At 69.1% G+C, this 17,525-nt stretch carries 19 protein-coding genes; 10 read left to right on the top strand and 9 right to left on the bottom strand.

What is annotated here, in order from left to right:
- Nucleotide 1: 1 nt before the first annotated feature.
- The 3 genes from N803_RS00535 to N803_RS00525 form a co-directional block, all read right to left on the bottom strand.
- Complete coding sequence (locus N803_RS00535; RefSeq protein ID WP_035901672.1) at nucleotides 2-811, bottom strand: GNAT family N-acetyltransferase; 810 nt, start codon at nucleotides 809-811, stop codon at nucleotides 2-4.
- Nucleotides 812-910: 99 nt separating this feature from the next.
- A complete protein-coding gene (locus N803_RS00530; protein ID WP_035901670.1) occupies nucleotides 911-1,534 on the bottom strand; it encodes an alpha-ketoglutarate-dependent dioxygenase AlkB in 624 nt (207 codons plus the stop codon).
- A 61-nt stretch (nucleotides 1,535-1,595) separates the two neighbouring features.
- On the bottom strand, nucleotides 1,596-2,276 hold the full coding sequence (locus tag N803_RS00525; protein ID WP_035901669.1) for a hypothetical protein: 681 nt from the start codon (nucleotides 2,274-2,276) through the stop codon (nucleotides 1,596-1,598).
- Nucleotides 2,277-2,346: 70 nt separating this feature from the next.
- Here N803_RS00525 and recO point away from each other — a divergent pair, with 70 nt between their 5' ends.
- Both recO and N803_RS00515 read left to right on the top strand, forming a co-directional pair.
- Entirely contained in the window at nucleotides 2,347-3,072 is a 726-nt protein-coding gene (gene recO, locus N803_RS00520; protein ID WP_035901668.1) for a DNA repair protein RecO, read from the top strand.
- Complete coding sequence (locus N803_RS00515) at nucleotides 3,069-3,848, top strand: isoprenyl transferase (RefSeq protein ID WP_035901666.1); 780 nt, start codon at nucleotides 3,069-3,071, stop codon at nucleotides 3,846-3,848. Before recO ends, N803_RS00515 begins: the two co-directional genes overlap by 4 nt.
- 9 nt (nucleotides 3,849-3,857) lie before the next feature.
- Here N803_RS00515 and N803_RS00510 read toward each other — a convergent pair whose 3' ends face one another.
- The 5 genes from N803_RS00510 to N803_RS00490 all read right to left on the bottom strand — a co-directional run bounded on the left by N803_RS00510 (nucleotide 3,858) and on the right by N803_RS00490 (nucleotide 7,436).
- Nucleotides 3,858-4,262, bottom strand: coding sequence for a Fur family transcriptional regulator (locus tag N803_RS00510; RefSeq protein WP_035901664.1), 405 nt, complete (start codon nucleotides 4,260-4,262; stop codon nucleotides 3,858-3,860).
- Nucleotides 4,259-5,287, bottom strand: a complete 1,029-nt coding sequence (locus N803_RS00505; protein WP_035901663.1) for a metal ABC transporter permease — start codon at nucleotides 5,285-5,287, stop codon at nucleotides 4,259-4,261. Before N803_RS00505 ends, N803_RS00510 begins: the two co-directional genes overlap by 4 nt.
- Entirely contained in the window at nucleotides 5,280-6,092 is an 813-nt protein-coding gene (locus N803_RS00500; RefSeq protein ID WP_035902553.1) for a metal ABC transporter ATP-binding protein, read from the bottom strand. The genes N803_RS00505 and N803_RS00500 overlap by 8 nt, the downstream gene beginning before the upstream one ends.
- On the bottom strand, nucleotides 6,089-7,030 hold the full coding sequence (locus tag N803_RS00495; protein WP_035901662.1) for a metal ABC transporter substrate-binding protein: 942 nt from the start codon (nucleotides 7,028-7,030) through the stop codon (nucleotides 6,089-6,091). The genes N803_RS00500 and N803_RS00495 overlap by 4 nt, the downstream gene beginning before the upstream one ends.
- Nucleotides 7,031-7,154: 124 nt before the next feature.
- On the bottom strand, nucleotides 7,155-7,436 hold the full coding sequence (locus N803_RS00490; RefSeq protein ID WP_035901660.1) for a DUF6703 family protein: 282 nt from the start codon (nucleotides 7,434-7,436) through the stop codon (nucleotides 7,155-7,157).
- Nucleotides 7,437-7,558: 122 nt separating this feature from the next.
- On the opposite strand from N803_RS00490, the gene N803_RS00485 reads away from it, so the two are divergent.
- The 8 genes from N803_RS00485 to N803_RS00450 all read left to right on the top strand — a co-directional run bounded on the left by N803_RS00485 (nucleotide 7,559) and on the right by N803_RS00450 (nucleotide 16,691).
- Complete coding sequence (locus N803_RS00485; protein WP_035901659.1) at nucleotides 7,559-8,977, top strand: glycine--tRNA ligase; 1,419 nt, start codon at nucleotides 7,559-7,561, stop codon at nucleotides 8,975-8,977.
- A gap of 28 nt (nucleotides 8,978-9,005) precedes the next feature.
- Complete coding sequence (locus N803_RS00480) at nucleotides 9,006-10,289, top strand: multidrug effflux MFS transporter (protein ID WP_052111554.1); 1,284 nt, start codon at nucleotides 9,006-9,008, stop codon at nucleotides 10,287-10,289.
- A gap of 80 nt (nucleotides 10,290-10,369) precedes the next feature.
- Nucleotides 10,370-10,750: a hypothetical protein gene (locus N803_RS00475; protein WP_035901658.1), complete on the top strand. Its 381-nt coding sequence runs from the start codon at nucleotides 10,370-10,372 to the stop codon at nucleotides 10,748-10,750.
- A gap of 34 nt (nucleotides 10,751-10,784) precedes the next feature.
- The gene (locus N803_RS17210; RefSeq protein ID WP_052111553.1) at nucleotides 10,785-11,690 is read left to right on the top strand and encodes a hypothetical protein; all 906 of its coding nucleotides are present in this window, start codon (nucleotides 10,785-10,787) and stop codon (nucleotides 11,688-11,690) included.
- A gap of 69 nt (nucleotides 11,691-11,759) precedes the next feature.
- On the top strand, nucleotides 11,760-13,076 hold the full coding sequence (locus tag N803_RS00465) for a hemolysin family protein (protein ID WP_035901657.1): 1,317 nt from the start codon (nucleotides 11,760-11,762) through the stop codon (nucleotides 13,074-13,076).
- 98 nt (nucleotides 13,077-13,174) lie between these two features.
- A complete protein-coding gene (locus N803_RS00460) occupies nucleotides 13,175-14,272 on the top strand; it encodes an LLM class flavin-dependent oxidoreductase (protein WP_035901655.1) in 1,098 nt (365 codons plus the stop codon).
- A gap of 1 nt (nucleotide 14,273) precedes the next feature.
- A complete protein-coding gene (locus tag N803_RS00455) occupies nucleotides 14,274-14,933 on the top strand; it encodes an FMN reductase (RefSeq protein ID WP_035901654.1) in 660 nt (219 codons plus the stop codon).
- A gap of 84 nt (nucleotides 14,934-15,017) precedes the next feature.
- Nucleotides 15,018-16,691, top strand: a complete 1,674-nt coding sequence (locus N803_RS00450) for a sigma factor-like helix-turn-helix DNA-binding protein (RefSeq protein ID WP_035901651.1) — start codon at nucleotides 15,018-15,020, stop codon at nucleotides 16,689-16,691.
- On the opposite strand, the gene N803_RS00445 is transcribed toward N803_RS00450, so the two are convergent.
- Nucleotides 16,688-17,518: a sulfurtransferase gene (locus tag N803_RS00445; protein WP_035901649.1), complete on the bottom strand. Its 831-nt coding sequence runs from the start codon at nucleotides 17,516-17,518 to the stop codon at nucleotides 16,688-16,690. The two genes, N803_RS00450 and N803_RS00445, sit on opposite strands and share 4 nt — an antisense overlap.
- Between the last annotated feature and the right edge of the window lie 7 nt (nucleotides 17,519-17,525).

Genomic DNA, 17,525 nt, shown 5'->3' with positions numbered 1-17,525 from the left:
GTCAGCCTTCCTTGGGGTCGTCGGTGCGTGCCATGAGGTACCAGCCCGAGCGGTCGAAGCCGACCACCTCGAAGCCGTGAGTCATCCCACCGTGGAGTCCGGCACGCAGCGCAAGCCGCCACTCGCGCGCAGCGCCCGGGTCGGTCCGGCGCAACGACTCGATGTCCTCGGGCACGGCGCACCGCACGAGGTCAGGCCACGACTCCGGGTTCTCGGCGGGGGAGACCGCGCCGGAGGTGACATCGGAGCGCACCACGGCCTCGAACGATTCGAGCGGCGACAACTCGAGAGCAGGCGCCTCCACGACCGGCCAGTCGACATAGACCCGATCGGTGAGGTCTCCCGCGTTGATGCTGTCGGTGATGACGCCATAGAACTCGGGCATGTAGTCGACCACCCGCGCGCCGAGCCGGCCCAGGTTGAACCACGCGTTGCGCCGGATGAGTGGGTCATAGGTCCACGACACCGAGGCGATGCCCTGTTCGCCCGCCCACTGGCGCTGGTGCTCCTTCATGGCGAGGCCAATTCCCCTGCCCTGCAGCCCTGGTCGCACGCCGGCAACATGTGAGTGCAGCGGACCGGAGATCGCGTGGAAGCCACCGGCAACTCCGACCATCTCGTCGCCGAGGAACGCCGCTGCCACGTAGCCGCCGGTGTGCGACAGGGCCCGCATCGTGTCGACGGTGAAGGGCGGGTCGTCTCCCGGGCCGACGCCCCAGACCTCCCGCAGCAGGGTGTCTGCCGCGCGCATCTCCTCGATGTCGGTGAGCAGCCGGACCTCGACCGATCCGTCGTTGGGGGACTCCGTCACGCACCGATCCTCCCAGCACTGGACAGGGTGCTGTCCAGCGATCAGGTTCGTGTCATCGGACGGTTCCGCGTGTCTCAGCGGGGCAAGAAGTGGAGGGTGTCAGCGGATACCGCGGGGCCGGAACTGGATCGAGATCCGTGGCCCGACGGGCTTGCTCGTCTTGGGGATGGCGTGGTCCCAGGTCCGCTGGCACGACCCGCCCATGACGACGAGGTCGCCGTGCCCGAGCGAGAACCCGAGCGACGAGCCTCCGCCGCGAGGACGGAGCATGAGCGAGCGCGGCGACCCGACCGACAGGATCGCGACCATGGTGTCCTGGTCCTTGGCTCTCCCGATGCGATCCCCGTGCCATGCGACGGAGTCGCGTCCGTCGCGATAGAGGCACATGCCGGCGGTGACGAACGGCTCACCCAGCTCGCCGGCATAGTTGTGGGACAACGTGATTCGCGCTTCGGTGAGGATCGGATGGGGGAGCAGTTCGTCGGCCTCGTAGAACTTCAGGAGCCGAGGAACGTCGACGACCCGTTCATACATCTCCCGCCGCTCGGCCTGCCATGGCACGTCCCGATGCAACTCCTCGAAGAGGAGGTCGGCGCCGGTCAGCCAGCCGGGCTGGTAGTCGACCCACGCTCCGCGCGTCAGGGTCGTGCGGGTCTGCGCGAGAGGCGCGAGCTCGATCGTGTCGGCCGTGTCGAAGAGCGAATGCTGCAGCGCTGCGGACATGCCTTCGACGGTAGCGTAAATCGAACGTGTGTTCTAGGGCCTTCTCCGGTATGCCGTCCGCTCACCTTTCGTGCTCGTCGTCCAGCTGCAGGTCGAGGGTCGAACCGTAGGCCGACGCTCCGCCGTGCGGTGCGTAGGCGAACCAGCCCATCTCCATGTCGGTGACGTCGGGCAAAGGCCAGAGCTCGCGCGCCGCGGCCGACATCTCGCGCACGGCGTCGAGGTCGAGCGGCAGGTAGGTCTCGGGGACATCGAGAATCTCCCACGCAACAACGACCTCGGCGCCTCCCCGAGGGATGGGGTGGACCCAGAAGCTCTGGCTCGACCGCAGGTCGCCCGAGCTACCGCCGGACATGTCGAAGCCGGGCCGCTCCGCCGTGCCCGACTCGACGGGCCCGACATCGGGCGAGTGTCTCGGATCGCCGGCGCCCAGCCTCGTCCCGTCCTCGAGCAGCAGGCCCACGCGCGGCATCTCGTGCATGCCGTAGGCACCTTGCGTCACTGACGCCACGTCAGGGTGCACCCAGCCTTCGAGGGTGACGAGCATGCCGCGGTCGTAGGCGGCGATGTCGGTCACGCGGATCACGACGGATGGCGTCGCCACCACGTCGGCGTGCACAGGCACAACGACGGGAACGACGTTGATCGGTGGGGACCACGGGTGGTTCGCGAACGTGCGCGCCGTGACGCCCTCGTCCTCCGGTGGCGGGGGCGGCTCGAAGAACGGTTCGCGAGAGCTCATGGCGACACGGTATCGACGGGTGACGGCCCGGCATACCGGGATTGTCAGAGCCGCGGGGGACAATCGGGAGGTGCCGCTCTACCGTGACCAGGGGATCGTGCTGCGCACCCACAAACTGGGTGAGGCAGACCGGATCATCACCGTCCTCACGCGCAGCATGGGCAAGGTCCGCACCGTCGGCAAGGGGGTGCGCCGCACGAAGTCGCGCTTCGGTGCGAGGCTCGAGCCAGGGATGCTCGTCGACCTCCAGTGCTACGAGGGGCGCAACCTCGACACCGTGACGCAGGCCGAGACGGTCGAGTCGTGGGGCGATGTCGTCGCGCGCGACTACGACGCGTGGACCGCCGCGAACGCCGTCCTCGAGACGTGCGACCGGCTCACCGAGGAGCGCGAACCGGCGCTGCAGCAGTACCTGCTCGTCACGGGGGCGCTGCGTTCGCTCGCCGGCAAGGAGCACGACCCGCGGCTCGTCCTCGACGCCTATCTCTTGCGCGCGCTCGCGATTGCGGGTTGGGCGCCGAGCTTCCACGACTGCGCGAAGTGTGGTGCCGAGGGTCCGCACCGCGGCTTCCACATCGTCTCGGGTGGAGCGGTGTGTTCCGTATGCCGTCCGCCCGGTTCGAGTGCCCCCGCGCCGGAGACGCTTCGGTTGCTGGCTGCGCTACTGGCCGGCGACTGGTTCGTCGCCGACGCGTCCGACCCGCGACACCGACGTGAGGGAGCCGGGATGACGACGGCGTTCCTGCAGTGGCACCTCGAACACGGGGTGCGTTCCCTCCGTATGGTGGAGCGGTGACGAGCCGCCCCTTCCCGCACCCCTCCGGCGCGCAGCCGCCCACTCTTGCTCCGGCCCAGGTGCCGGGCCACGTCGCCATCGTCATGGACGGCAACGGCCGGTGGGCCAACCAGCGCGGGCTGCCGCGGACCAAGGGGCACGAGGCCGGCGAGGGCGCACTGCTCGACGTCGTGGCCGGAGCCATCGAGGCGGGGGTGACGCATCTGTCGACCTATGCCTTCTCCACGGAGAACTGGAAGCGTTCGCCCGAGGAGGTGCGCTTCCTCATGGGCTTCAACCGTGACGTCATCCGCCGTCGGCGCGACCAGCTGCACGAGTGGGGGGTGCGGATGCGGTGGGTCGGTCGTCGGCCGCGGTTGTGGAGCTCGGTCATCAAGGAGCTCGAGATCGCCGAGGAGCTGACCAAGCACAACACCGGGCTGACGCTGTATTTCTGCGTCAACTACGGCGGCCGCGCCGAGCTCGGTGACGCTGCCCGGGCGCTGGCCGAGGACGTGGCCCGAGGACGGCTCAAGCCCAAGAACGTCGACGACAAGGCGTTGGCGCGCTACCTGCCGGAGCAGGGTATGCCCGACGTCGACTTGTTCATCCGGTCGTCGGGGGAGCAGCGCACGTCGAACTTCCTCCTGTGGCAGAGCGCCTACGCCGAGATGGTCTTCCTCGACACGCTGTGGCCCGACTTCGACCGGCGAGACCTGTGGCGGGCCATCGAGATCTACGCCGACCGGGAGCGTCGCTACGGCGGCGCCGTCGACAAGGCCGCCCCCACCACCTGAGGCGGGTTGTCAGTGTGACGTGCAGGTGCCGAAGAGTTCGATCGTGTGGGTCACGTCGCTGAAGCCATTGGCGCGAGCGACCTCGGCCGCCCACTTCTCGACCGCCGGGCCCTCGACCTCCACCGTGCGACCGCACTCGCGGCACACGAGGTGGTGGTGGTGAGCGTCGGTCGCGCACGAGCGATAGACGCACTCGCCATCGTCGGTGCGCAGCACGTCCACGTCGCCGTCGGCGGCCATCGCCTGAAGGTTGCGATAGACGGTGGCCAGGCCGACCGAGTCGCCGCGTGACTGCAGCTTGGAGTGGAGGTCCTGCGCGGACAGGAACTCGGACGTCTCGGCCATGAGTTCGGCGAGGGCCGCGCGCTGACGCGTGGGTCGACGAGAGGCGGATTCGGTTGGGGGAGAAGTCATCTGGAGACCTCCTCGCTGTGAGTCGTGGCGTCGGCGGAGTCGGGTGAGTCGTGTGGTGACCCGTGGGGTGAGTGTTCGTCGTAGTGGTCGCCGTGCGCAGCGTGCCGGTGACCGTCGTGCAGGTAGTCGACGTGGTCCTCGTGGGGGATGGCCGGGTGCCCGCACACGGGTCCGTGCTCGTGCTCGTGGCGTTCGGCCCGCTCGTGTGCCGCGCGCCGGGCTCGCGTGACGAGGCCGCTCACGACGCTTGCCACGAGGAAGGCGCCGATCGCGAGGAGCACGATCGTTCCGCCGGAGGGGGTTTCGGCATAGAACGAGACGATCACGCCGCTCACGCTGGAGGCGACGCCGATGACGGAGGCCCAGAGGAGGCCGCTGCGGAAGCTGCGGGACACGAGTTGCGCGGTGGCGTTGGGGATGATCATGAGGGCCGTGATGAGGAGCAGGCCGACCACGCGCATGGACACAACGACGGTGACGGCGGTGAGCACCGAGAGTGCGATGTTGTAACCCATGACCGGCATGCCGACGGCACGGGCGTACTCCTCGTCGTTGGCGACAGCAAAGAAGCGGTGTCGCAGAACCCAGGTCACGCCGACCACGACGACGGCGAGCACCGCGAACACGACGATGTCGGTGCGGCTCGTCGTCAGGATTGCGCCGAAGAGGTAGCCCGTGAGGTTGCCCGAGGACGCCGTGGACTTGGAGATGAGGACGACGCCGAGGGCGATGCCACCGTAGAACATGACGGCCAGGGCGATGTCTCCGCTGGTCCGCCCGGCCATCCGGATGAGTTCCACACCGACAGCCGCGGCCACGGCCGCGATGAGCGCCGTGAAGACGGGCATCGACCCCGTGAGGAGTCCGACCGCCACACCCGCGAGCGCCACGTGGCCGATGCCGTCGCCGATGAGGGACATCCGGCGCTGGACGAGGAAGGCACCGACGAGCGGTGCCGCGAGACCGACGAGGACGGCGGCGACGAGCGCCTGCCGCATGAAGTCGAGGGAGAGCAGGTCACCCACGGGGCACCTCCCGGCTGGGCAGTGGATCCGTGACGAGTGCGGCGAGCCCGGGCCGGCGTTCGTCCGCCGAGGGGGAGTGGTGGTGCGCGTCCCCGAGTTCGTGCCCCTCGTGCCCGCGGGTGTATGCCGTGGGGGTCCCGTCAAAGTCCACATGCCCTGCGTTCATGCAGACGATGCGAGTGACGACGCCGCTCAGCGCGGCGAGTTCGTGCGTGACGATGAGCATCGACGTGCCGCGGTCGGCCAGCCCAGAGAGGACCTCGGCGAGGATGCGCTGGTTGGCGATGTCGACGCCCGCCGTCGGTTCGTCCATGAGGAGCACGTCCGGCTGAGCGGCCAGAGCGCGCGCGATGAGGACTCGTCGCTGTTGACCACCGGAGAGGGCAGCGACGTCCTCGCGTTCGCGATCGCGCAGGGCCACGGCGTCGAGGGCTTCATCCACGACGGCGGCGTCGGCGGCCGAGCCCGGTCGCCACCACGGGCGCAGCGGAAGCCGCCCGGTCTCGACGATCTCGCGGACGGTGACCCGGACCGACGCGGACAGAGAGTGGCGTTGGGGCACGTAGCCGATGCGCGGCCGGTCGCGGAACTTCGCCAGGGGAGTCCCGAAGAGTGACACCTCGCCGCCGAGGTGCTCGGACAGGCCGAGCAGGCCCTTGACGAGGGTGGTCTTGCCCGAACCGTTGGGGCCGAGGAGTGCGATGACCTCGCCGGCGCCTTGGGTCAGGCTGACCGAGTCGACGACCTTGCGGTCGGTGTACCCGAAGGACGCCGACCGCAGCTCGATGAGTGGTGCGTCCGTCACGAACACCCCTGCCCCTGCTTGAGGGTCGCCAGGTTTGACCGCATGACCTCAAGGTAGTTCGTGCCGGCCGAGGCGTCACTCAGTCCTTCGAGTGGGTCGAGGACTGCCACCGTCGCCCCGGTCTCCTTGGCGATCGTCTCGGTGAGGTCCTTGCTGACGAGCGTCTCGGCGTAGACCGTCGACACCTTGTGCTCCCGGACGTGCTCGACGATCGACTTCATGGCCGCCGCATTGGGCTCGGCGTCGGGGGAGAGGCCGGCGATCCCCTCCTGGTGGAGGTCGTAGCGGTCGGCGAGGTAGGCGAACGCCGCGTGCCCGGTCACGAGCTCACGACTCGCGCAGTTCTTCAGTGCCGCGGTGAACTCGCCATCGAGGGCGGTCAGTTCGGTGACGAACGCTGCCGCGTTCTGGGTGTATGCCGTCGCGTTGGCCTGGTCGACCGCGGCCAGTTTCGTGGCGATCGCCGTCACGGCCTTGGCGTAGCGGGTCGGATCGAGCCAGAAGTGGGGGTCGACACCTTCGTGGGCGTGGTCCTCGCCGGCGTGATCATGCCCGTCGTCGGCGGCCTCGATCGTCAGGTCCACTGCTGTGGCGACGTCGAGCGTTGCCGCCGCCGGGTCGAGGTTGCCGACGGCGTCGTCCACGGCAGGTTGGAAGCCCTTTTCGTAGACGACGAGGGAGGACTTGCCGAGGTCGGCGACGTCACGGGGCGTGAGCTCGACGTCGTGGGGTTCGGCACCGGGCTTCGTCAGGGTCATGGCGTGGACGTGGTCCCCACCGATCCGCTCGAGGGCGTACTGGAGCGGGTAGAACGCGGCGGTCACGCCGATCCTGCCGTCCGCCTGCTCGGCCTTCTCCGCGGCCGAACCGGAGCAGCCGGTCAGGGCGAGGGTGGCGGCGGCCGCGGTGGCAAGGAAGGGAATGACGGAACGCTTCATGACAATCATTCTCAACTCAGATGAGAATGATTGTCAAACACGGTCCGACGCGCACCCGATCTGCTCCCACTTATTGCGCTGGTGGGACACGCGTACCTGTCCCACCAGCGCAATAAGTCGGTCGTCAGCGGGGGAAGGCCTGGGTGATCGTGATCGCGAGGGCGATGGCGACGACGGCGACGCGCATGAGCCGTTCCGGACCGGACAGGCGCGGCCAACCCAGCAGCAGCAGCCACAGGAGGAAGAGCGTCACGATGGCGACGAGGATCCAACCCCAACCGGGGATGATCACGCCCGCGAGCATCAGTCCCAGGACGAGGAGGAACGGGACCGCGCGCGGGAGCCCGGCGAGGGTCTGGAGGGTCGGGGCGCTGGCGCGCTCGAAGGTTTCGCGAAGGGACGACACGAGGCGGCAGCCTACGGGAGCACACGGCAGACCGACGAAGGGAACGGGACCGGCCCGGAAGGCCGCACCGCTGAGCGAAACCGATGCGAGAGCACGGCCGCGCGGACAGTAACCTTGCGCGCATGGCCAAGGAGACCTCTACCGTCGATACCGTCGTCAACCTCTGCAAGCGCCGAGGTTTCGTCTTCCCGAGCGGTGAGATCTACGGCGGTACGCGCTCCGCGTGGGACTACGGGCCCCTCGGCGTCGAGCTCAAGGAGAACATCCGCCGCCAGTGGTGGAAGGCCATGGTCATCGGCCGCGACGACGTCGTGGGCCTCGACTCCTCGATCATCCTGCCGCGCGAGACGTGGGTCGCGTCCGGCCACGTCGGCACCTTCACCGACCCGCTGACCGAGTGCCTGTCGTGCCACAAGCGCTTCCGCGTCGACCACATGCAGGAAGCGATTGCGGCCAGGGCCAACGCGAAGAAGAACGCCGACAAGCCCGAGCTCGACCCCGACTCGATCCCGCTCTCGGACATCGCCTGCCCGAACTGCGGCACGCGCGGCGAGTGGACCGAGGCGCGCGAATTCAACATGATGCTCAAGACCCACCTCGGCGTGATCGAGGACGAGTCGGGTCTGCACTACCTCCGTCCGGAGACGGCGCAGGGCATCTTCGTCAACTTCCTCAACGTCATGCAGACGTCGCGCAAGAAGCCGCCGTTCGGCATCGCCCAGACCGGCAAGAGCTTCCGCAACGAGATCACGCCGGGCAACTTCATCTTCCGCACGCGTGAGTTCGAGCAGATGGAGATGGAGTTCTTCGTCAAGCCCGGCGAGGACGACGAGTGGTTCCAGTACTGGATCGACGAGCGCACCCGCTGGTACACCGAGCTCGGCATCAACCCCGAGAACCTGCGCCACTACGAGCACCCGGCCGACAAGCTGTCGCACTACTCCAAGCGCACCGTCGACATCGAGTACCGCTTCAACTTCGCCGGCTCCGAGTGGGGTGAGCTCGAGGGCATCGCCAACCGCACCGACTTCGACCTGTCGACGCACAGCAAGCACTCCGGCACCGACCTCGTCTACTTCGACCAGACGACGGGGGAGCGCTACACGCCCTACGTCATCGAGCCCGCGGCCGGTCTCTCGCGCAGCCTCATGACGTTCCTCGTCGACGCCTACGCCGAGGACGAGGCGCCCAACACCAAGGGTGGCGTCGACAAGCGCGTCGTCCTGCGTCTCGACCGCCGCCTCGCACCGGTCAAGGCCGCCGTGCTGCCGCTGAGCCGCAACGCCGACCTCTCGCCCAAGGCGCGCGACCTCGCCGCGACCCTGCGCAAGAACTGGAACGTCGACTTCGACGACGCCGGTGCCATCGGCAAGCGCTACCGCCGCCAGGACGAGATCGGTACGCCGTTCTGCATCACCGTCGACTTCGACACGCTCGAGGACCAGGCGGTCACGATCCGTGAGCGAGACACGATGCAGCAGGAGCGGGTTGCGCTCGACCAGGTCGAGGGCTACCTCGCCCAGCGTCTCCTCGGGTGCTGATGGCCAACACATCCACAGTGGATCTGCCGTGACGGCAGGACGCGAGGCGCCCGGCGGATTCCCCGCGGGCGCCTCGCGCCGTCATGCCGGCCTCCTGTTGACGCTCGTCCTCGCGAGCATGTCGATGCTCGGCCCGTTCTCGATCGACACGCCCTTCCCGGCGTTCGCGCAGATGCGCAGCGAGTTCGGGGTTGGGGTCGACGAGATGCAGCTCGTCGTCAGCGCCTACATGCTGGCGTTCGCCGTGATGACGCCGTTCCACGGGCCGCTCTCGGATGCCATCGGCCGCAAACCCGTCATCATCGGTGCCCTCGTCTCCTACGCGGTGGCGAGCGTTGCCTGTGCCCTCGCCCCGAACCTCCAGGTGCTCCTCGTCTTCCGGGTTCTCCAGGGACTCTCGGCCGGTGGGTCGACCATCATCGGGCGCACGATCATCCGCGACCTCTTCGACGGTGTCGAGGCGCAACGGGTCATGAGCCACGTCATGATGATCTTCGGGCTCGCGCCAGCCGTGGCGCCGGTCGTCGGTGGGCTGCTCCTCGGCGTCGGACCGTGGCCGACGATCTTCTGGTTCATGGGGATCTTCGCGGTCATCGTCGCCGTCATCGTCCTGGTCACCGTTCCCGAGACGCACCCTCCGGAACGCCGACGCCCCCTGCGACTCTGTCCGATGCTGCGGGACGTCGCGACCGTCGCGCGGAGCGGACGGTTCGAGCGCATGAGCTGGGCGATCACGCTCGTCTTCGCCGGCCAGTTCATCTACATCGGCGGCGCCGCGATCTTCGTCGTCGACCTCCTCGGCAAGGGGGAGGGTGACTTCTGGATGCTGTTCGTCCCGATGATCAGCGGCGTCGTCCTCGGCTCGTGGATCAGTGGCCGCATGGCGGGACGGATCAGCACGAACCGCCTTGTCGCAGGTGCGTTCGCGTTCTCCCTCGCCGCGGCCCTGGTCAATGTCGGGCTCACGGCCGCCTTCGGACCGGTCCTGCCGTGGGCGGTCATCGGGCAGAGCCTCATCGCGATCGGCACCGGCGTCGCCTTCCCGACGATCCAGGTGGCACTCCTCGACGTCTTCCCGGAGATGCGCGGGGCCGCAGCCTCGGTCGCGGGAGTCATGCCGTTGGCCACCAACGCCGTCATCGCGGCAGTCCTCACGCCGCTCGTCACCGACTCGGTGCTCACTCTTGCGGTCACCAGCCTCGTGCTCATCGTCCTCGGCTGCCTGCTCTGGGCGTGGCACCTCTCGGTAGGTGGCCGGGGACTCCGTCGGCGTGCTGTTCGGGTCGACCCGCCGCTGCCCGACCCGGCCTGACGCCGCGACCGTCCCGCCGGGGGCGCGTGCTCTGGCATCATCGGAGCAGGGCTGGTTCGTGCAAGCTGAGGGTGGGTGCAGTGTCGGGAGAGATGCTCTTCTCCGTGGTGCCGATGGAGTTCGACCTCATGGAGGTCGTGGCCGTAATGCGGAGCCTGTGGCCGGAGCCTGCGCGCATCACGCAGAGCTCGACGTTGACCCGTGATTGGTATGTCGAGATCGCCAGCACGTCGCTCACCCTCATGCTCGATCCTCGCGTCCTCGGCATCGAGGGTGACCAGGGCGAGGCGACCCGGTTCGTCCTCGCTTTGAAGGACGCTCTCGGTGCACGGGGGTCCACCGTCTGGTTCACCGATGCCGGCGCGGAGCAGGGACGCCCCTTGGCGACGATGTCCTCCGCGTCCGACGTGTGGTCCGGTTGGAGCGAGGTGCCGGACGTCGCCGACGAGCTCGACGCGTAGTCGGCCCGACGACCGACACGGATATCGTCACCCCATGGGCCGCGACACCACGGGGGAGTTCGTGCAGCGGATCGTCGCTGACGCAGCGAGAAGCCTGTATGCCGTCCCGCTGGCCGACTTCGTCGCGTCGCGGAAGGCGTTGGCCGCCTCGGCGAAGACCGAGGTGGCCGCGGAGCTCGGTGCCAAGGAGGGGACCGCAGCCGCGAAGGAGATCCTCGCGCTGCGCAAGCCCACGGTGACGGCGTGGGCCATGAACCTGGCGAGTCGCGAGGACCGCGGCGTCATCGCCGACCTCGTCGGGCTGGGCGCGCGAATGCGCGCCGCGCAGGCCCGTCTGGATGCCAGCGTCCTCACCTCGGTGAGGGGCGAGCGGGATGCAACCATCACGGCATACGTCGAACGCGTCGCGGAGGTGGCCACGGCGGCAGGCGCCGCTCTGAGCGCGAGTGGTCGGGACGAGGTGCGCGCGACGGCCATCGCCGCGCTCGCGGACGAGAGCGCCTCGGATGCCGTGGCCTCGGGGCAGCTGACGCGGGCGCTGAGCTACAGCGGGTTCGGCGAGGTCGATCTGTCCGGCGCGGTGGGGCTGACGAGCTCGGGGTCGATCATGTCCGTCCTCCCCGGCGGTCGGTCCGACGCGGAACCCGAGTCTCCCGAGTCCTCACCCGAGGCAGAGGTCGACGAGGACGAGCTCACCGAGGAGGAGCTGGCGGCGGCCGTCGCGGCGGCGAAGGCGGCCAAGGCCGAGGCGAAGGCGGCGCAGAAGGCCCGTCAGGCCGCCGAGCAGGAGCTGGCCGGGGCGGAGGCGGAGATGGCGCAGGCGCAGGCCGACCTCGAGGCGGCAGAGGACGCCGCACGGGCCGCACGCAAGGCCGTCATCGCGGCCCAGAAGCGACTCGACTCGGCGCGCTCTCAGGTCGCTGCCAGCAAACGTCCATAGGATCCTCGGCATGGATCGCCCCCGAAAACCCATCCGGACCCTGCCCACGACTGACGGCGGGAGGGTCCGGTGAATCAGGACACCGCCCTCGCCTTCGGCCTGGTGCTGCTCTTCGTCCTCGTCGGTGGCGTCTTCGCCGCGACCGAGATGGCGCTCGTGTCCCTGCGGGAGACTCAGCTCGGAGCCCTGGAGAAGTCCGGGTCGCGCGGCGCCAAGGTCGCGGGGCTGGCGCGCGATCCCAACACCTTCCTCGCGGCTGTCCAGATCGGCGTGACCGTGGCCGGCTTCCTCTCGGCTGCCTATGGCGCGACGACCCTGGCCCCGGATGTCGCACCGCTGCTCGAGAAGGTCGGTCTGCCCGAGAGTGCCTCGGAGACCGTCGCGCTGGTCGTGATGACGCTGCTCATCGCCTACCTGTCCCTCGTCTTCGGCGAGCTGGTGCCCAAGCGACTCGCGCTCCAGCGGCCCGGGCCCATCGCCCTGGCGGTCGCACCGCCGCTGTCGAAGTTCGCCACGCTCATGCGACCCGTCATCTGGCTCCTCTCGAAGTCGACCAACGTCGTCGTGCGCCTCCTCGGTGGCAACCCCGACGCGGCCGGTGACGAGATGACCGAGGACGAGCTCAAGCACCTCGTCGGGCACCACAAGGACCTCGAGGCCGACGAGCGTCAGATCCTCCAGGACGTCTTCGCCGCCACCGACCGCAGCCTGCGAGAGGTCATGCGCCCTCGTGGCGAGGTCGACTTCCTCGACACCTCGACGACGCTCGAGCAGGCCCGCTCCGTCATCGCGACGACGCCGCACTCGCGCTTCCCGGTGACGCGCCACCACTCCGTCGACGACGTCGTCGGGTTCGTCCATGTGCGGGACCTGCTGAGTGAAGAGGCTGGCGAGGCTGGTCGAGCCGACGCGGGTCGCACGATCGCGCCGCTCGTGCGCGACATCACCGTCATGCCGAGCAGCGGACGCGTGCTCTCCGCCCTCACCCAGATGCGCGAGGGCGTGCACATGGCCCTGGTCGTCGACGAATACGGCGGCACCGATGGCATCGTCACGCTCGAGGACATCGTCGAGGAGCTCGTGGGGGAGATCCGCGACGAATACGACCCGGCCGAGGATGGTCCCGCGGGTGCACTTGCAGCGCGCTCCGAGGGTGCTGGCGACGACGTCCACGAGTTCGACGGCGCAACGCCCCTCACCGACTTCGCCGAGGTCACCGGTGCGGAGCTCGAGGTCGAGCGCTATTCGACCGTCGCCGGCCTCGTGCTCGAGCACCTGCAACGGATCCCAACTGTGGGGGACTCGGTCACCGTCGACGGACGCGTGCTCACGGTGCTGGAGATGGACGGTCGCAGGATCGCCAGGGTGCGGGTCGCGCCCGAGTGACGCGGCCGGCATACGGGCAGGTCGCCCCGGGAATGGATCCGACAGCTATCCTGTTCAGGTAGATGAACATTCAACTACTAACGACAGGAGTGACCACGATGGAGTTCGGAATCTTCACCGTTGGGGACGTCACGACCGACCCGACCACCGGCCACACGCCCTCGGAGAACGAGCGCATCAAGGCCACCGTCGCCATCGCCAAGAAGGCGGAGGAGGTCGGGCTCGACGTCTTCGCGACCGGCGAGCACCACAACCCGCCGTTCGCCGCCCCCGCGAACCCGCCGGTCCTCCTCGCGAACATCGCCGCGCAGACAGAGCGGATCGTCCTGTCGACGTCGACGACCCTCATCACGACGAACGACCCGGTGCGCATCGCGCAGGACTACGCCTACCTCCAGCACCTGTCCGACGGCCGCATGGACCTCATGATGGGCCGCGGCAACACCGGCCCGGTCTACCCCTGGTTCGGCAAGGACATCCGCGAGGGCATCAACCTCGCCGTCGAGAACTACGCGCTCCTGCGCAAGCTCTGGACCGAGGAGAACGTCACCTGGCAGGGCAAGTTCCGCACGCCGCTCCAGGGCTTCACCTCGACGCCGCGTCCGCTCGACGGCATCCCGCCGTTCGTGTGGCACGGGTCGATCCGCAGCCCAGAGATCGCCGAGCAGGCGGCCTACTACGGCGACGGCTTCTTCCACAACAACATCTTCTGGCCGCTGTCGCACACCAAGCAGATGGTCAACCTCTACCGTCGCCGCTTCCAGCACCACGGCCACGGCAAGCACGACCAGGCCTTCGTCGGCCTCGGTGGTCAAGTGTTCATGCGCAAGAACAGCCAGGACGCGGTGCGTGAGTTCCGTCCCTACTTCGACAACGCGCCGGTCTACGGACACGGCCCGTCGCTCGAGGAGTTCACCCGCGAGACCCCGCTGACCGTCGGCTCGCCGCAGCAGGTCATCGAGCGCTACGCCACGATGGCCGACCACGTCGGTGACTACCAGCGCCAGCTGTTCCTCATCGACCACGCGGGACTGCCGCTGAACACGGTCCTCGAGCAGCTCGAGATCCTCGGAGGCGAGGTCGTCCCCGAGCTGCGCAAGATCGCCGACGCCCGTCGTCCCGCCCATGTGCCGGCCACGGCACCCCGCCACGCCGAGCGCCTCGTCGCGCTCGACGGAATCCCTGTGGAGGCCTGACATGACGCGCCGCATCGTCGCAGTGACCGCCGGCCTGTCCGAGCCGAGCTCGACGCGCCTGCTCACCGACCGCCTCACCGAGGCCGTCGACCGGCACGTCACCGCGCGTGGCGAGGCGGCGACGGTCGAGGTCATCGAGCTGCGGCCGTTGGCTCGTGCCATCGCCGACCAGATGCTCACGCGGTTCCCGACCGGTGACCTCAAGGCCGCCATCGAGACGGTCATCGGCGCCGACGCGATCATCGCGGTGACGCCGGTGTTCTCGGGGTCCTACAGCGGGTTGTTCAAGTCGTTCTTCGACAACCTCGACGTCAACGCGCTCGAGGGCAAGCCCGTCCTCGTGGCCGCGACGGGTGGCTCGTCACGGCACTCGCTCATGCTCGACCACGCGATGCGGCCGCTGTTCAGCTATCTCCACGCGTCGGTCGTGCCGACCGGAGTGATGGCGGCGACGGACGACTTCGGGACGACCGGGCTCGACCGCCGCGTGGACCGGGCCGCGGCTGAGCTCGTCACGGCGGTCCTCGGTGCAGGGTTCGGTGGCGGTGCGGCCCACGCGGGCTTCCTGCCGGCCGACGACGAGCAGCGCGAGGCGGGCTTCACCGACCGCTTCGACGAGGTCACCGACTTCACCGAGCTGCTCCGACGCGTCTCGGACTGACCCGCGGCGCCCCTTGTGTGCCCCATCACGAGCCCTGGCTCGCGATGGGGCACACAGCGCTGTGCGGTGGGGAAGACTGGGGGCGTGGCCCGGTCCACGAAGGTCGCCCTCGGCGACGACTTCGAAGAGTTCGTGCGCGCACGACAGCACGAACTGCTGCGGGCGGCCTTCCTCCTGTGCGGTGATGTCGTGCAGGCCGAGGAGCACACCCGCTCCGCCTTCGCCGACCTTGCCCTGCACTGGAGTCACCTCAAGGACGAGTCGCCGGACATCGAGGTGCGCCGATCGCTCTATCACGAGCCGAAGTCGTTGCGGCACAGCGATGCCCACGCGCGCAAGGTGCTGGAGGGCCTGACACCCAAGGACCGTGCCGTCGCGGTGCTTCGGCACTTCGAGCACCGGAGCGAGGGTGAGACCGCGCAGATCCTGGGTATTCCGGTCGGTCAGGTCCGGACTCGATCTCACCTCAGCGGCGGCGTCGCGGGACTGCTCGAGGACCTGGCAGCACCCGTCGCCGAGCAGGACTTCGTCCAGGCGGCCGCTGTCCGCGCCGACGAGAAGCGACGGCAGAGACGCAGGAAGGGTCTCGCGGTCGTGGGTGTGGCGGCGATCGTCGTGGCGGGGGCATTCGTTCTCCCGGGGCGTGACGGAGGGGACGCACAGCCCGGACCCGGCCCTCGCCCGTCGGTCTCCGGCTCGGCTGCGGCCGAGTGGAACTCGAACTCCTTCGACCTGTTCCACGTCACGATGCAGGTCGGGCCCACGCCGGATCAGGTGTGGAGCCTTCCCGAGATCGACGACATCGTGCGAGGCCAGCTCGGGCTGCCCCCGGTCATCGACTTCGGGCCGGACACGGCGATGCCGACCCTGACGGAGATCGGGAACAGTTCCGCACCCGTGCGTGCGGTGATGCTGCGTCACGTCGACGGGGGACTGCGCGCCGTTCTGTTCCGTCCGACGATGGGCGCCGAACCCTACGTTCTCGTCGACCGCATCCCGCTCGTCCGCAACCTCGACCCGGACGGCAACAGCTCGGAGCCGTTGGAGGTGACGGCGATCGCGGACGACCGTCGCCAGGTCGTGTTCTTCCAGCCGAACAAGGTCCTCGTGCTCGATGCGTTCACGGGTGAGGTGACCTCGTTCGCCGTCCCGGACAGCCGTCTCGAACAGGGCGGGTGGAGCCCCGACGGTCTCCATGTCATCGCTGCCTCGGCGACGCAACGGTGGCGCATCACGCCGTCGACCGGGGCCGTCGAGCGGCTCGCACAGGTCGCCTATCCGGGGCGCTACGCGGTCGAGAGCGGGGCGGCGGATGAGATGAGGATCCTCGACTTCGATGAACGAGGCGCGACCACGGGCAGCCAGACCGGGCCACGACTTTTCGGTGGGACAGAGGGCGCCACGTTCACCAACGATGTGGGTCGGCTGGCCGCCTGTGGCTTCCTCGGTGAGGCGGCGGTGAACGGCATCGCCGAGGTGCGCAGTGCGGGGCCTCGCGAGGGCGTCTTCACGATCGACGTCGACAGTGCGCGGCCGTCGCGCCTGCTGGCCGCGTCGGGGGCCCAGGGCGAGAGTGTGGGCAGCTGCGAGGTCCTCGGCTGGGCATACAACGACCGCGTCCTCATCCGGTGGAACGGGCGGCATCTGCTGGCCTGGAACGTCGTCACCGGTGCTCTGCAGCGCGTGTCGTTGCTTCCGAATTCGCAGGACGGTCCGCTTGCCGGCAGTGCCGGCTCGACCGTGGCTCTGGCGCCCTAACCCTCCGCCGGTCCGGTGGCCACCGGCCGCTCCGGATCGGTGATCCAGTGGCTCCACGACCCGATGTAGGGCGTCGCCTCGAACCCGGCAAGGTGCAGAGCCAAAGCCGTGTGCGACGCGGTGACACCCGACCCGCAGTACGTTCCCACCTCCGCCGAACCGTCCACGCCCAACCCCCCGAAGTAGGCGCGCAGCTCATCGGAGGACCGGAACCGTCCGTCGGCCTCGAGCTGATCCGCCATGGGAGCGTTGCGTGCCCCAGGGATGTGGCCGGCCACCGGGTCGATCGGTTCCGTCTCGCCCCGGAATCTTTCTCCCGCACGGGAATCGAGGAGTATGCCATCCGCCCCCGTTCGCGCGGCACCCTCGGCATCGAGGACGGGAACCGATCCCGGCCGCACCGTCACCGTGCCGGGCGTGGGACGAGGCACCTCGCTGGTGACCTCGGCGCCGAAGGCCCGCCAGGCCGCGAGTCCGCCGTCGAGGACCCGCACCTCCGTCACGCCAACCCACCGCAGCGTCCACCAGGCCCGGGCCGCCGCGAGCGACGTCGACTGGTCGTAGACGACGATCGCGTCGCCGTCGTTGACGCCGAGGGCACGCAGCCCCGCCTGCATCACCGAGGGCTCCGGGAGCGGGTGGCGGCCCCCGGCACCCGCCGGACCGGCGAGAACGGCGTCGAGATCGAGGTGAGGGGCCCCGGGGACGTGCGCCGCGGCATACAGGGCAGGTCCGTCGCCCGCGAGGGAGTACTGCACGTCGAGGACGCGGATGGTCCCGGCCTCGATCGCGGCGGCCAGTTCGGGAGGCGAGATCAGCGTGGACATGCCGCCA

The organism is Knoellia subterranea KCTC 19937, assembly GCF_000768685.1.
In the GTDB taxonomy this organism is placed as follows: domain Bacteria; phylum Actinomycetota; class Actinomycetes; order Actinomycetales; family Dermatophilaceae; genus Knoellia; species Knoellia subterranea.
Note: the sequence above shows the minus strand (reverse complement) of the source record. Positions and strands in the feature narration are given on the sequence as shown.

What these genes read in the sequence shown, in the direction of transcription:
- N803_RS00495 (WP_035901662.1), bottom strand. Translation starts at nt 7,030, where the DNA reads ATGAAGCGTTCCGTCATTCCCTTCCTTGCCACCGCGGCCGCCGCCACC.
- N803_RS00530 (WP_035901670.1), bottom strand. Translation starts at nt 1,534, where the DNA reads ATGTCCGCAGCGCTGCAGCATTCGCTCTTCGACACGGCCGACACGATC.
- N803_RS00525 (WP_035901669.1), bottom strand. Translation starts at nt 2,276, where the DNA reads ATGAGCTCTCGCGAACCGTTCTTCGAGCCGCCCCCGCCACCGGAGGAC.
- N803_RS17210 (WP_052111553.1), top strand. Translation starts at nt 10,785, where the DNA reads ATGGGCCGCGACACCACGGGGGAGTTCGTGCAGCGGATCGTCGCTGAC.
- N803_RS00445 (WP_035901649.1), bottom strand. Translation starts at nt 17,518, where the DNA reads ATGTCCACGCTGATCTCGCCTCCCGAACTGGCCGCCGCGATCGAGGCC.
- N803_RS00510 (WP_035901664.1), bottom strand. Translation starts at nt 4,262, where the DNA reads ATGACTTCTCCCCCAACCGAATCCGCCTCTCGTCGACCCACGCGTCAG.
- N803_RS00455 (WP_035901654.1), top strand. Translation starts at nt 14,274, where the DNA reads ATGACGCGCCGCATCGTCGCAGTGACCGCCGGCCTGTCCGAGCCGAGC.
- N803_RS00460 (WP_035901655.1), top strand. Translation starts at nt 13,175, where the DNA reads ATGGAGTTCGGAATCTTCACCGTTGGGGACGTCACGACCGACCCGACC.
- N803_RS00485 (WP_035901659.1), top strand. Translation starts at nt 7,559, where the DNA reads ATGGCCAAGGAGACCTCTACCGTCGATACCGTCGTCAACCTCTGCAAG.